The 14,789-nt window shown below is 71.7% G+C and carries 8 protein-coding genes; 6 read left to right on the top strand and 2 right to left on the bottom strand.

All coding sequences use genetic code 11. The annotated features are described in order from the left end of the window. Positions 1–3 precede the first annotated feature (3 nt). Positions 4–2,358, top strand: a complete 2,355-nt coding sequence (locus tag ABZ707_RS09035; RefSeq protein ID WP_360170205.1) for an SUKH-4 family immunity protein — start codon at positions 4–6, stop codon at positions 2,356–2,358. Positions 2,359–2,575: 217 nt separating this feature from the next. Beyond that, on the top strand, positions 2,576–3,466 hold the full coding sequence (locus tag ABZ707_RS09030) for a cellulose-binding protein (RefSeq protein WP_360170202.1): 891 nt from the start codon (positions 2,576–2,578) through the stop codon (positions 3,464–3,466). A gap of 41 nt (positions 3,467–3,507) precedes the next feature. Here the strand turns inward: ABZ707_RS09030 and ABZ707_RS09025 are convergent, their stop codons facing one another. Next, a complete protein-coding gene (locus ABZ707_RS09025) occupies positions 3,508–5,055 on the bottom strand; it encodes an MFS transporter (protein WP_360171294.1) in 1,548 nt (515 codons plus the stop codon). Between the two features lie 609 nt (positions 5,056–5,664). On the opposite strand from ABZ707_RS09025, the gene ABZ707_RS09020 reads away from it, so the two are divergent. The 4 genes from ABZ707_RS09020 to ABZ707_RS09005 all read left to right on the top strand — a co-directional run bounded on the left by ABZ707_RS09020 (position 5,665) and on the right by ABZ707_RS09005 (position 13,714). Further along, positions 5,665–6,453 carry an ABC transporter ATP-binding protein gene (locus tag ABZ707_RS09020; protein WP_360170199.1) on the top strand — a complete coding sequence of 263 codons (789 nt, stop codon included), beginning with the start codon at positions 5,665–5,667 and terminating at the stop codon, positions 6,451–6,453. Continuing rightward, complete coding sequence (locus ABZ707_RS09015) at positions 6,450–9,026, top strand: FtsX-like permease family protein (protein ID WP_360170196.1); 2,577 nt, start codon at positions 6,450–6,452, stop codon at positions 9,024–9,026. The genes ABZ707_RS09020 and ABZ707_RS09015 overlap by 4 nt, the downstream gene beginning before the upstream one ends. Positions 9,027–9,343: 317 nt before the next feature. Then, entirely contained in the window at positions 9,344–12,895 is a 3,552-nt protein-coding gene (mfd, locus tag ABZ707_RS09010; protein ID WP_360170193.1) for a transcription-repair coupling factor, read from the top strand. A 75-nt stretch (positions 12,896–12,970) separates the two neighbouring features. After that, the gene (locus ABZ707_RS09005) at positions 12,971–13,714 is read left to right on the top strand and encodes an HNH endonuclease family protein (RefSeq protein WP_360170190.1); all 744 of its coding nucleotides are present in this window, start codon (positions 12,971–12,973) and stop codon (positions 13,712–13,714) included. 89 nt (positions 13,715–13,803) lie between these two features. Here ABZ707_RS09005 and ABZ707_RS09000 read toward each other — a convergent pair whose 3' ends face one another. Then, positions 13,804–14,595: a hypothetical protein gene (locus tag ABZ707_RS09000; RefSeq protein WP_360170187.1), complete on the bottom strand. Its 792-nt coding sequence runs from the start codon at positions 14,593–14,595 to the stop codon at positions 13,804–13,806. Between the last annotated feature and the right edge of the window lie 194 nt (positions 14,596–14,789).

The following is a 14,789-nucleotide window of genomic DNA, read 5'->3' as shown; positions in this document are numbered from 1 at the left end:
GCGATGGTGACCTTCGCACAGGCGCAGGAGCGCGCGGACGACTGGGTCAATGGCGATGTGCCGGGTTACCAGCACCGTGAGGTGCGGGTGCGGGAGTTCGAGCTGGGTTTTGTCGTGTGGGCGGAGGACCGCGAGGACGGTCCCACGTCGGACGGCGGGCGGCAGCGGCTGGTGATAGCCCGGGACAGTGGTGAGGCGACGCTGTGGCCGGGGCTGCCGGTGGGTGAGGTGATCCGGCGGTACGAGGAGGAGTACGGGGCGCCGGTCGAGGCGCCTTCGGCGGCCGAGCCGCCGCAGCGGATCGATCTGAATCAGACGTCGTTCCTGCTGACTCCGCCCGAGTGGCTCCAGGAGGCGGCGGACAGGCTGGGGATTTCGGACCGGCGGCCGGCAACCGCTCCGGGTTCTGCGGGCTCTTCGGGTGCCGCGGCGGCTTCTGGTCCGTCCTCGGGGCCGACTTCGGGCGCCGGTACGGCGGCGAACGCGCCGGGCGGCGGCTCTCCCTGGGCCGCGCCGGGTGCGCCGGGCGGTCGCGGCGGGGCGTACGTGCCCACCGCCAACGACGGGGTGCCGGCCGGGGCCACACCCTGGGCCGGTACCGACACGAACGCGTCGCCCGGGTCGGCGGAGGACGGTTCCGTGCCGCTGCCTGCGACGGTCTTCGCGGCGCCGCTCCCGGCGGCGGACGAGGTGCGTGCCGCATCGCCCGTGGCGCCCGGTGACGCGCCGACGACGCTTCTGCCGGGCGGCGGCGAGCTGCCGCCCACCACGGTGAATCCGGTGCTGGGCGGCGGGGCGGCGGGTCCTGGCGCGCCCTTGCCGGCCGGTCCCGGGGCCGCGGACATCGCGGACGCCGCGACGAGCAAGGCGCAGGCACCGCGGCGCGGTCCCGGTGGTGGCGGAGCGACGCCTCCGCCGCCGCCCGGTGCTCCGGGGGTGCCGGGCGCGCGGCCGTCCGTTCCGCCGCCGCTTTCTGGGCCGGGTGCGCCCGGTGCTCCGGCGGGCGGCTATCTGCCGACGCAGCTTGTCCCGCAGGCAGGTCCCGGCGGGCCGCGGCCTTCCGGGCCTCCGGCCGCACCGCCGCCCGGTGCGCCCGGGCCTTCCGGTGTGCCCGGGGGCGAGCCGCATCACGCGCCGACGATGTTCGCGGGCCCGGCGCGGGGCGGGCAGGTCCCGCCCCCGGCTCCGCCCCAGGTGCCGGGTCCGCCCGGTCCGCCGGGTGTCCCGGGGGGCGCGCAGCACGCCGAGACGATGCTCGCCGGTCCCGGCCGGGCGGGTCCGCCGCCGGCGCCTCCCGGGCCGCCCGGTGTGCCGCCGGCCGGTCCCGGCCCCGTGCCGCCGCCGGTCCCGGCGGGGTACGGCTATCCGCAGCAGCCGCCCGCGCTTCCGACGGTCGGCCCCGGCTATCAGGCCGTGCTGCGTTATCGCGCGCCCGACGGCTCCGAGGCCCGGCTCATCAGGCGTTCCGCGCCCGGCACTCCGCATCCCGAGTGGCAGCTCCTGCATGAGCTGCGCGCCCTGAATGTGCCGCCGCAGCAGGTGCTGGAGCTGCATACGGAGCTGGAGTCGTGCGAGCTGCCCGGCGGTTACTGCGCGCGCATGATCAGGGAGACCTGGCCGCAGGTGCGGATCACCAGCGTCGCCCCGTACGGCCAGGACCACGCGGGCCGGCAACAGGGCATGCGGCATCTCCTCACTCATCAGGGTGAGTTGCATCAGGTCGCGGACGGCCCCGCGCGGCCCGCGCCGGTGCGTGCGCCGCTGCCGCCGCTGCCCCCCGCGCCGCCCGTCCCGCCGGAGGGCGTCGCGCAGGAGCTGATGGGGGCGTTCGGCCCGGCGGGCATCTGCCGGTTCGACCAGCGGGCGGTGTCCCGTCAGGGGGTGCCGGAGATTGTGGCGCGGACGCTGGTGTGGGCGGGTCTGCCGGCCGATTTCGGGCCGTTCTTCTGGGCCCAGCCGCCGCAGCCGGTGGTGCCCACGCTGGCGGAGCTGGCCGCGCAGCGGCAGGTGCCGGCCGCGCCGGACGCGAACTCGTATCTGGTGATGGGCAGCGACTTCGGCCGGGCGATCTGTGTCCAGTACGGCACGGCGCACATCATGGCGGTGCCGGTCGAGGCCGGTCCCGGCGGGCAGTCGCTGCCGGCGCAGTTCGTGAACACCGGGCTGCCGGAGTTCGCGCGTTCGCTGGCGCTGCTCGGCCGGATGTGGCGGCTGCGCTTCGGTCTCAACCCGGAGCAGGCGGGCCGCTGGACGGTCGACTTCCAGGCGCAGCTCTCGGTGCTCGATCCGGCGGCGCTGTCGTCGCCGGAGAGCTGGTGGTCGGTGCTGCTGGAGCAGATGTGGGACGGTCTGCTCTGAGCTGACCGCGGCCCGGTGGCCGCGCGACAGGTGAACGGCCGAGGCGCTCCCCGCGAGATGCGGTGGGCGCCTCGGCCGTTCGCGTTTTCCGGTGCCGTGCACCGCGAGCCGTGTCCTGGACCTGGCCGGCCGGGGGGAGTGTCGCGGTATGGGCAGTTCGGTCCTTTCCGACAGGATTACTCCGGATGGTGTTTTGTGTCGGAAAGGGGTTTCAACGATGGGTGCTGCATGGCTGTCGGCGCACGGCTTCGCGTCGGTACGGGGGCGTGGCTACTGCCCGGCGCAGGTCGATCAGCGGGTTACGGCGCTGTACCGGGAGCGTGCCGATGCCTGGGAGCGCGCGGCGCGCCTCACCGGCATCGTCACGCGGATGGAGGACGAGACGGCGGGGATGCGCAAGCGGGTGGCGTCCCTGGCGCCGCAGTCGTACGAGACGCTCGGCCATCGTGCCCAGCAGATCCTGCTTCTCACCGTGGAGCAGGCCGAGGCGGTACGGGCCCGGGCGCACGAGGACGCGCGGGCGGTGATCGATGGGGCGGGGGCCACGGCGGACCAGCTCAGGGAGAGAGCCCGCGCCCAGGCGGATTCCGTGGGGGCGGCGGCGGAGCACTACGCGGGTCGGGTGCTGGAGGCGGCCAGGAGCGCGGCCGACGCGGAGCTGGCAGAGGCGCGCCGCGACGCCGACGAGCAGCGCGAGGCGGCGCTGGAGATGCTGGCGGAGACACGCCGCCGGGCCCAGGCCGCGGTCGGCGGTCCCCAGCAGGGGCAGATCGAGCGGCTGGTGGCGGCGGAGCGGGAGTTCGCCGAGCGGGAGGCCGCGGTGGAGCTCCAGCAGGCGGAACTCGCGGCGTACGCGGAGGTCCGGCTCATGCACGCGCAGCGGCTCTTCTTCGAGGCGGGGGAGCGGGCGCGGTCCGGTCAGCAGAACGCCCGGGCCAGGGCCGCCGATCTGGTCGGGCAGGCGCGGGCGCGGGCGGACCGGATCGCGCGGGACACGGAGCGGGTGCTGCGGGAGCACAACGAGGCATGTGAGGAGATGCGGGCGCACCTGGCGCAGGTGCGGAGCAGTCTGGCGGCGCTGACCGGGCGCGTCCCGGTGACGGGCTGAGCCGGCGGGGGCCCGGTGCCGTGCGCCGGCGGGCGCGTGTGTCAGTCGCCGTCCTTCTCCGCGATGACGGGGAAGCGGTGCGGTGCCACGAAGAGGAGCACCAGCAGGGCGACGGCGGCGGCCCCGGCCGCGCCGAGGTAGACGTGGTCGACCGCCGCGTCCACCGCCCGGCGCAGATAGTCCGCGGCTTCGGCGGTGAGCGCGCCGGGGTTCTCCAGTGCGCGCGAGACCGAGTCGAGGTCGTCGGGGAGTCCCGGCGTGGGCGGGTCGGCGAGCCGGGCGGCGAGGACGGTGTTGGCGACGGCGCCGAACAGCGCGGCGCCCACGCTCTGCCCGACCTGGCGGCAGAAGAGTATGGACGCGGTGGCCGTGCCGCGCTCCGACCAGCCGACGGTCGACTGGACGCCGACGATCAGGGGGAGCTGGAACAGCCCGAGCGCGCCGCCGAGCAGCAGCATGATCAGGGCCGGCTGCCAGGGCTTGCCGGGGAAGGGCAGCAGGGGGAAGGCCAGCAGCACCAGCATCGCCAGTGAGATTCCGGTGATCGCGGTCCGGCGGAAGCCGATGCGGTTGTAGAGCCGGTTGGCGAGGGCCGCGGAGACCGGCCAGCTCAGCGTCATCGCGGAGAGGACGAAGCCGGCGGCTATCGGGCCGAGGCCGAGCACGGACTGCGCGTAGGTCGGGAGGAAGACGGTCGGGGCGACCATCAGCAGACCGAGGGCGCCGAGTGCGAGATTGACGGCGGCGATGGTCCTGCGGCGCCAGACCCATCCCGGAATGATCGGCTCCGCCGCGCGCCGCTCGATGACCACCGTGAGGGCGGCGAGCACGGCGCTGCCGCCCAGGAAGGCGAACGAGGGCGCGGACAGCCAGGGCCAGGCGATGCCGCCCTGGACGAGGGCGGTGAGCAGCAGCGCGCCGGTGGCGAAGACGGCGAGGGCGCCCGCCCAGTCGATACGGGGGCGGGGCGCCCCTACGGTGCGGGCGGCGCGGCCGGACGTGCCGGCGGGCGGTGGGGACGCGTCCTTCCGGACGGCCGGCGTGGCACCGGCTGTGGGGGCAGGGGTACGGCCCGGCTCCCGCAGGTGCCTGACCACCAGCCAGAGCGCGACGGCGCCCACCGGCAGATTGATCAGGAAGATCCAGCGCCAGTCCGCGTATCCGGCGAGCAGCCCGCCGAGAGCGGGTCCCGCGACGGACGACATGGCCCAGACCGTCGACAGTTTGGCCTGGATCCTGGGGCGTTCCTTGAGCGGGTAGAGGTCGGCCGCGATGGTCTGCACCGTGCCCTGGAGCGCGCCGCCGCCGAGGCCCTGGACGACGCGGAACGCGATCAGGGAGGCCATGTTCCAGGCGGTCGCGCAGAGCACGGAGCCGATGAGGAAGAGGACGATCCCGGCGATCAGGACCGGTTTGCGGCCGAAGGTGTCCGAGAGCTTGCCGTACACGGGCAGGGTGACGGTCACGGCGAGCAGATAGCCGGAGAACAGCCAGGAGAAGACGGCGAATCCGCCGAGGTCGCCGACGATCTGCGGGACGGCCGTGGAGACGATGGTGCCGTCCAGCGCGGCGAGCGCCATGGCGAGCATCAGTGCGGCGACGACCGGCCCGCGGCCCCGCTCGCCGTCCGGCCGGCTGCCGCGGCGGCTTCGGGGGCCGGGGGGCGCGGGGACGGCCGCGGGTGCCGGGGCCTCCGGTGTCGCTTCGGTACGTCCGGTGTCCTCGGTACTTCCGCCGGCGCCGCTCACGGGATCCCTTCCCTATGCATGTATTTCCGTGGGACACCTTCTCACCCGCGTGGCGTGGTGCGGGAGGGCGCGGGTCCCGGCCGGTGCCGCGCCCCGGGGCTGTCCGTGCTCTCCGCCCGCGTCCTTCTCTGGGGGCTTCCCTCGGGGCCGGGTCCCCTAGGGGGTTCTCCTTACCTACGGCCAGGGGTCGTTCGTCCCGGCGGACGACGAGAAGACGGCCGCCCGTTCCTTAACTTTGTCTTACGGCTACGGAGGGCCCGCGGGCGTCCGGCGGGGGCTCACCGGAGCAGGGGGGTGGGGAAAACCTCAGGCGAAGACTGCGCTGCGCACCAGCGCGCCGGGGCCCCGGAGTCAGCAGACTCAGAGCACACAGGACGACAGCGGTGATTCGACCTCATCACCGGCTGTCGCGGCTTCCATCAATGTATCGACTGACATAGGAGATTTACCGTGACAACGGCTGTGACCATTCCCAGGCACGGGGGTACTGGAGGGCCTACGGCCGTCGCGGCGAGAGCGCGCCAGGTCGTCAAGGCGTACGGCTCGGGGGAGACGCGGGTCGTCGCGCTCGACCATGTCGATGTGGACATCGCACGGGGGCAGTTCACCGCGATCATGGGCCCGTCGGGCTCCGGCAAGTCGACACTGATGCACTGCCTCGCCGGTCTGGACACCGTCACCTCGGGGGAGATCCACCTCGACGCGACGGAGATAACGAAGCTCAAGGACAAGCGGCTCACCCAACTGCGCAGGGACCGGATCGGCTTCATCTTCCAGGCGTTCAACCTCCTGCCGACGCTGAACGCCCTGGAGAACATCACTCTGCCCATGGACATCGCCGGCCGTAAGCCGGACCCCGCGTGGCTGCGGCAGGTCGTGGACACGGTGGGGCTCGCGGACCGGCTCAAGCACCGGCCCACCCAGCTCTCCGGGGGACAGCAGCAGCGGGTCGCGGTGGCCAGGGCGCTCGCCGCCCGCCCCGAGATCATCTTCGGTGACGAGCCGACCGGAAATCTGGACTCGCGCGCCGGCGCCGAGGTGCTGGGCTTTCTGCGCCGGTCCGTCGACGATCTGGGACAGACGATCGTGATGGTGACGCACGACCCGGTCGCCGCGTCCTACGCGGACCGGGTGCTGTATCTGGCGGACGGCCGGATCGTGGACGAGATGATCAGGCCGACGGCCGACGCCGTCCTCGACCGCATGAAGGACTTCGACGCGCGGGGGCGGACGTCGTGACCGTGGTCAAGACCTCACTGCGCAATTTCGTCGCGCACAAGGGGCGGATGGCGCTCTCCGCCGTGGCCGTCCTGCTGTCGGTCGCGTTCGTGTCGGGCACGCTCGTGTTCACCGACACGATGAACACGACGTTCGACAAGCTCTTCGCCGCGACCTCCGCCGATGTCACGGTCAGCCCCAAGGCCGCCAAGGGCGCGAACGAGACCTCGCAGACGGGCAAGCCCGAGACGCTGCCCGCCTCGGCCGTCGAGAGGGTCGGGGCGGCGGACGGTGTGAAGTCCGTCGAGGGCGCCGTCAGCAGCATGAGCGTGACCGTTGTCGACGCCGACAACAAGAACGTCGGGGCGACCAGTGGCGCGCCGACCATCGCGGGCAACTGGACCCGCAACGACCTCCGTTCGATGGAGATCACCTCGGGCCACGCGCCGCGCGGCCCCACCGAGGTGATGGTCGACGCCGACACGGCGGAGAAGCACCACCTCGCCCTCGGTGACTCGCTGCGGACCATCGCGGTCACGGGTGACTTCACGGCGAAGATCGCCGGTATCGCCACCTTCAAGGTCACCAACCCGGGCGCGACGGTCCTCTACTTCGACACCGCCACCGCCCAGCGCCAACTGCTCGGCGACACGGGCCGGTTCACCCAGCTCTTTGTGACCGCGGAGCAGGGCGTCAGCGACAGCCGGCTCAAGCGGGACGTGGCGGCCGCGCTCGGCTCCGGTCCCTACAAGCTCCAGACGCAGCAGGAGGCCGCGGACGCGAACCGCTCGGACGTCGGCTCCTTCCTCGACGTGATGAAGTACGCGATGCTCGGCTTCGCCGGGATCGCCTTCCTCGTCGGCATCTTCCTGATCGTCAACACCTTCTCGATGCTGGTCGCCCAGCGGACCCGTGAGATCGGCCTGATGCGGGCGCTCGGCTCCAGCCGTAAGCAGGTCAACCGCTCGGTGCTGCTGGAGGCCGTGCTGCTGGGAATCGTCGGCTCGGTGGCCGGTGTCGGCGCCGGCGTGGGGCTCGCCGTCGGACTGATGAAGGTCATGTCCGCCATCGGCATGGAGCTGTCCACGCAGGATCTGACCGTGAAGTGGACGACCCCGGTGATCGGGCTGGTGCTCGGCGTCGTGGTCACTGTCCTCGCGGCCTATGTCCCGGCCCGGCGGGCGGGGAAGATCTCACCGATGGCCGCGCTGCGTGACGCCGGTACCCCGGCGGACGGCAGGGCCGGCTGGATCCGGGCGGCCCTGGGACTGGTCCTCACGGGCGCCGGCGCCGCCGCTCTCCTCACATCGGCGGGGGCCGACGAGGCGAGCGAGGGCTCACTCTTCCTCGGTGCCGGGGTGGTCCTCACCCTCATAGGCTTTGTGGTCATCGGTCCGCTGCTCGCGGGCGGTCTGGTCCGGGTGCTGAGCGTGGTCGTGCTGCGGATGTTCGGCCCGGTCGGCCGGATGGCGGAGCGCAACGCGCTGCGCAATCCGCGGCGCACGGGAGCGACGGGCGCCGCGCTGATGATCGGGCTCGCGCTGGTCGCCTGTCTCTCGGTGGTCGGCTCCTCCATGGTCGCCTCGGCCACCGACGAGCTGGACAAGTCGGTCGGCGCGGACTTCATCATCCAGTCGGGGAACGGCCAGCCGATCATGCCGCAGGCGCAGGCCGCGCTGGAGAAGACTCCGGACCTCGCGCATGTCACCGAGTACAAGTGGGTCGACGTCAAGCTGACGGATCCGTCGGGGAAGACCGACGACGTGGGGCTGGTGGCCGCCGATCCGAGCTATGCCCAGGACCTGCGGCGGGAGACCGTCGCGGGGGAGCTGGCGGCGGCGTACGGGAAGAACGCGATGTCGGTCGGCGACGCCTATGCCAAGGAGCACGGCATCGAGGTCGGTGACGAGATGTCCGTCAGCTTCCCGGGTGGAAAGACCGCCGGGCTGAAGATCGCGGCGATCACCTCGGACGACACAAGCGTCGACAAGGGCGCGATGTACACGAACATCACGACCGCCGAGCTGTATGTGCCCGCCGACAAGATGCCCAAGAACATGATCATGTTCGCGGCGGCGGAGGACGGCAAGGAGAAGGAGGCGTACGCCGCCCTGAAGGACTCGCTCGCCGCGTATCCGCAGTACAAGGTGCAGGACCAGACCGACTTCAAGCAGGATCTCAAGGACCAGATAGGCCAGCTCCTCAATATCGTCTACGGCCTGCTGGCTCTCGCGATCATCGTCGCGGTACTGGGTGTGGTGAACACCCTGGCCCTCTCGGTGGTGGAGCGGACCCGCGAGATCGGTCTGCTGCGGGCGATCGGGCTCTCCCGCCGCCAGCTTCGCCGGATGATCCGGCTGGAGTCCGTGGTCATCGCCCTCTTCGGTGCCCTGCTCGGCCTCGGTCTGGGCATGGGCTGGGGCACGGCGGCGCAGAAGCTGCTGGCGCTGGAGGGGCTCGGAGTGCTGGAGATCCCGTGGCCGACGATCCTGACGGTCTTTGTGGCCTCGGCCTTCGTCGGACTGTTCGCGGCGCTGGTCCCGGCCTTCCGGGCCGGACGGATGAACGTCCTCAACGCGATCGCCACCGAGTAGGGCGATACCGTAGGGGCCCTCCGGCCCCGGTGGGCGTCCTCCAACGCCCACCGGGGCCGGAGTGCTGTCCGCCCCGGGGCGGCGCGCCCGGCCGGGGACGACCCGGGGCCGCGGGGCCGGGCGGCCGGCGGCGGCAACCGGCGGCGGGCGGCGACCGCGAGTGGCCCGGCGGCGTCGTACGCTGGACAACCCCCGGCCCGTGAGACGTGTCGGGTCCTTCGCGTTGTCCATCCCTCCCGCCTCCCTCCCGCCTCACCACCGCCTCTCATCGCACGTTCCATCGCCTCGCCTCTCACCACCCGGACGGAACCCCCTTCATGAGCCTGCACGGTCTGCTGGACGCCGTAGTACGTGACCCGGCGCTCGCCGAAGCGGTGAAGGCCGCCACCGACGGTCACCGCATGCATGTCGACCTGATCGGACCGCCCGCCGCGCGGCCGTTCGCGGTGGCGGCGCTGGCACGGGAGGCCGGACGGCCGGTGCTGGCGGTGACGGCCACGGGCCGGGAGGCGGAGGATCTGGCGGCGGCCCTGCGTTCCCTGCTCGACCCGGACACCGTCGTCGAGTACCCGTCGTGGGAGACCCTGCCGCACGAGCGGCTCTCACCCCGCTCGGACACCGTGGGACGCCGGCTCGCCGTGCTGCGCCGGCTCACGCATCCCGCGCAGGACGACCCGGCGGCCGGGCCGCTGAGCGTTGTGGTCGCGCCCGTGCGTTCCGTACTCCAGCCGCAGGTCAAGGGGCTCGGCGAGCTGGAGCCCGTCGCCCTGCGCAGCGGGCAGAGCGCCGACCTGAACGAGGTCACCGAGGCGCTGGCCGCCGCCGCGTACGCCCGGGTGGAGCTGGTCGAGAAGCGCGGTGAGTTCGCCGTACGCGGCGGCATCCTGGATGTGTTCCCGCCCACCGAGGAGCACCCCTTGCGGGTGGAGTTCTGGGGCGACGACGTCGAGGAGATCCGGTACTTCAAGGTGGCCGACCAGCGGTCCCTGGAGGTCGCCGAGCACGGCCTGTGGGCACCGCCCTGCCGTGAGCTGCTGCTGACGGCCGAGGTACGGCAGCGGGCCGCCGCGCTCGCCGAGCTCCACCCGGAGCTGGGCGAGCTGCTCGGCAAGATCGCCGAAGGGATCGCGGTCGAGGGCATGGAATCCCTCGCGCCGGTCCTCGTCGACGACATGGAACTCCTGCTGGACGTCCTGCCGAAGGGCTCCATGACCCTGGTCTGCGACCCGGAGCGGGTGCGGACCAGGGCGTCGGACCTGGTGGCGACGAGTCAGGAGTTCCTCCAGGCGTCCTGGGCCGCCAGCGCGGGCGGCGGAGAGGCCCCGATCGATGTCGGCGCGGCCTCGCTGTGGTCCATCGCGGACGTCCGGGACCGGGCGCGTGAGCTGGGCATGATGTGGTGGTCGGTCTCCCCGTTCGCCGTCGACGAGGAGATCACGGAGGAGTCCATCACGCTGGGGATGCGCGCGCCCGAGACCTATCGCGGCGACACCGCCCGCGCGCTGGCCGACACCAAGGGCTGGCTGGCGGACGGCTGGCGCACGGTGTTCGTCACCGAGGGCCACGGCACGGCGTCCCGTACCGTCGAGGTCCTCGGCGGCGAGGGCATCCCCGCCCGGCTGGACACGCCGGGCGCGCGCAGCGCCGCCGGTCTCGCCGAGATCAGCCCGTCCGTCGTGCATGTCGCCTGCGGCTCGATCGACTACGGCTTCGTGGACCCGGCGCTGAAGCTCGCCGTGCTCACGGAGACGGACCTGTCCGGCCAGAAGGCGGCCGGCAAGGACGGCCAGCGGATGCCGGCCAAGCGACGCAAGACCATTGACCCGCTCACGCTGGAGGCGGGCGACTTCATCGTCCACGAGCAGCACGGCGTGGGCCGCTATGTGGAGATGGTGCAGCGTACGGTCCAGGGCGCGACCCGTGAGTACCTGCTCGTCGAGTACGCCCCCGCCAAGCGCGGCCAGCCCGGCGACCGGCTGTACATCCCCACCGACCAGCTCGAACAGGTCACCAAGTACGTCGGTGGCGAGGCCCCGACGCTGCACCGGCTGGGCGGCGCGGACTGGACGAAGACCAAGCAGCGGGCCAAGAAGGCGGTCAAGGAGATCGCCGCCGACCTGATCAAGCTCTACTCGGCGCGGATGGCCGCGCCCGGCCATGCCTTCGGCCAGGACACCCCCTGGCAGCGGGAGCTGGAGGACGCCTTCCCGTACGTGGAGACACCGGACCAGCTCTCCACGATCGCCGAGGTCAAGGAGGACATGGAGAAGACGGTCCCGATGGACCGGCTGATCTGCGGCGACGTCGGCTACGGCAAGACAGAGATCGCCGTACGGGCGGCCTTCAAGGCCGTCCAGGACGGCAAGCAGGTCGCGGTGCTGGTACCGACGACGCTGCTGGTGCAGCAGCACTTCGGCACGTTCTCCGAGCGGTACGCGCAGTTCCCGGTCGTCGTGAGGGCGCTGTCCCGCTTCCAGACGGACGCGGAGGCGAAGGCGACGCTCCAGGGCCTGCGGGAGGGCTCGGTCGACCTGGTCATCGGGACGCACCGGCTGTTCTCCTCGGAGACCAAGTTCAAGGATCTGGGCCTGGTCATCGTCGACGAGGAGCAGCGCTTCGGCGTGGAGCACAAGGAGCAGCTCAAGAAGCTCCGCGCCAATGTCGACGTGCTCACGATGTCCGCGACGCCCATCCCCCGCACGCTCGAAATGGCCGTCACCGGTATCCGTGAGATGTCGACGATCACCACGCCGCCGGAGGAGCGCCATCCGGTGCTGACCTTCGTGGGCCCCTACGAGGAGAAGCAGATCGGCGCGGCCATCCGGCGTGAGCTGCTGCGCGAGGGCCAGGTGTTCTACATCCACAACCGTGTCGAGTCGATCGACCGGGCCGCCGCCCGGCTGCGCGAGATCGTCCCGGAGGCGCGGATCGCCACGGCGCACGGGCAGATGTCCGAACAGGCCCTGGAGCAGGTCGTGGTGGACTTCTGGGAGAAGAAGTTCGATGTGCTGGTCTCCACGACGATCGTCGAGTCGGGTATCGACATCGCCAACGCCAACACCCTGATCGTGGAGCGCGGCGACAACTTCGGTCTGTCGCAGTTGCATCAGTTGCGCGGCCGTGTCGGGCGGGGGCGGGAGCGCGGCTACTCCTACTTCCTCTATCCGCCGGAGAAGCCGCTGACGGAGACGGCTCATGAGCGGCTGGCGACGATCGCCCAGCACACCGAGATGGGCGCGGGCATGTATGTCGCCATGAAGGACCTGGAGATCCGGGGCGCGGGCAATCTGCTCGGCGGTGAGCAGTCCGGCCATATCGCGGGTGTCGGCTTCGATCTGTATGTCCGGATGGTGGGCGAGGCCGTGGCCGACTACCGCGCCTCCCTCGACGGCGGGGTGGTGGAGGAAGCGCCGCTGGAGGTCAAGATCGAGCTGCCCGTCGACGCGCATGTCCCGCACGACTACGCGCCGGGCGAGCGGCTGCGTCTGCAGGCGTACCGGGCGATCGCCTCCGCGAACACGGAGGAGGACATCAGGGCGGTCCGTGAGGAGCTCACCGACCGTTACGGCAAGCTTCCCGAGCCGGTGGAGAATCTGCTGCTGGTGGCGGGGCTGCGGATGCTCGCGCGGGCGTGCGGTGTCGGCGAGATCGTGCTCCAGGGGCCGAACATCCGCTTCGCTCCGGTGGAGCTGCGGGAGTCCCAGGAGCTGCGGCTGAAGCGGCTCCATCCCCGGACGGTCATCAAGCCGGCGGCGCATCAGATCCTGGTCCCGCGTCCGACGGCGGGCAAGATCGGCGGCAAGCCGGTGGTGGGGCGTGAACTGCTGGTGTGGACGGGGGAGTTTCTCACGACGATTCTGGGTTCGTGACCGGGGCACACGTCTGATGCCGGGACGGTCCGGCCTGAGACGTAGGGTGCGTACGTGGGCGGACTTGGGGGGCAGATGTCACGAACGTGTCGTCGTGGAGGGGCTGTTGTCCTCTCGCTACTGGTGCTCGCGGGCTGCGGGGAGGAACTCGGCGCGGATCCGGGTCTCCCGGCACCGGCCGGTACGTACGGCGCCGGGCCGCTGGCCAACCCCGACGGTACGAAGCCGGGGCTGGCGCCGATCACGTCGGAGTCCGACCGGGAGGCCGCGCGGCAGCTCATCGCCCGGGTGCACACCGCGGGCCGGGGGCCGAAGACCGGCTACGACCGGGACGAGTTCGGCTACGCGTGGATGGACTCGGCCGACGGGGTGCCGCTGGCGCACAACGGCTGCGACACGCGGAACGATCTGCTGAACCGCGACGGCGAGAAGCTGCGCTTCCGGTCCGGTTCCGACTGTGTGGTCGTCGCCATGACGCTGCGGGATCCGTACACCGGCAAGACCATCGAGTGGCGCAAGGCGCAGGCGTCGAAGGTGCAGATCGACCATGTGATGCCGCTGTCGTACGACTGGCAGATGGGCGCGGCGCACTGGAGCAAGGACAAGCGCGAGCAGATAGCCAACGATCCCCTGAATCTCATTCCGGTCGACGGGCCCACCAACAGCTCCAAGAGCGATTCGGGCCCCGCCTCGTGGCTGCCCCCGGACAGGCGGATCCGGTGCTCGTACGTGGTGCGGTTCGCGCAGGTCTCCCTCAAGTACGAGCTGCCGGTGACGGCGGCGGACAAGCGGATGATGCAGCGCCAGTGCGGCGGCTGACCGGCGGCTGACCGGCGGCTGACGCGGGCACGGGGGAGCCGGGGAGGCCGCCCCCCTCCGGCGGCCTCCCCGGTGTGTGGAGCGGTGCGTCAGCCGCCGAGCTTGTCCAGGTCCAGGATGTCCTTGTCGGTGGGAGCCTTCGCGGGCACCGGCTTGTTGTAGTCGCTGAAGACCATCGTGGCGGGGTCACTGCCGGTGGAGACGATCTTGAGCAGGTAGGGCTCGCCCTCCGTGGCGACATGGATCGTGTAGGTGTCCTTCGCGTCGACCTCCTTGAGCGACATCGCCGGCCGGCCGTTCACGGTGCTCAGAGGTCCCTTGCGGGCCAGTGAGCCGCCCTCGTAGTCGGACAGGAGCTGGTCCAGGTCGCAGAAACCGGTGAAGTCCTTGGCGTCGGCGGACGAGGCGTCGGTCTTCACCCAGCGGTTGGCGAGCATCTTGACCACCGCGTCGGTGTCGGCCTTCGGCTCTCCCTTGCCCTGGGCCCGCAGGAATTCCTCGTCGTACTTCATGTAGACGGTCTTGGCGACCTTCGTGATGATCACGGTGCCCTCGTCGTTCATCGACAGGGTGCCCGTGCAGTCGCCCTTGGTGGAGAGGGCCATGTCGAACACGATGTGGCCCTCCTCCGGGTCCCGCAGATCGGCCTTGAGGGTCAGTGAGGAGGCGCCGCGGGTGGCCTTGACCGCCTTGTCGGCTATCTCGGGGCCCGAGAGATCCGCGAACGGCGCGGGCTTCTTGTCGGTGCGGCTTCCGGCGGGCTTGCCGGGGTCCTTGGCGTCCTGGCCGAGCGGGCCGCAGGCGGGCAGGGTCAGGGCGGCGACCGCGCAGAGCGCGCCGAGTACGCCACGACGGACACGAGGAGAGGCGGTGAGGGACATGAGGGTTCTCCGGAAGACGCTGAGGATGGACGTGAGCGGGCGGGCCGGCCCGGGGCCGGGAGGCGGAGCTTCAGGTCACGCGGGCACGAGTCAGGGGCGGGGCCCCGGTGGATCTCGTGGGTTGCCCTTCGGCGGGACGTGCTGGTGTAGCGATGAGTCAATAACAGCAGAGCCTGTGAACCGAGTCAACATGG

It is taken from the genome of Streptomyces sp. NPDC006923, assembly GCF_040635655.1.
Classification (GTDB): Bacteria; Actinomycetota; Actinomycetes; order Streptomycetales; family Streptomycetaceae; genus Streptomyces.
Note: the sequence above shows the minus strand (reverse complement) of the source record. Positions and strands in the feature narration are given on the sequence as shown.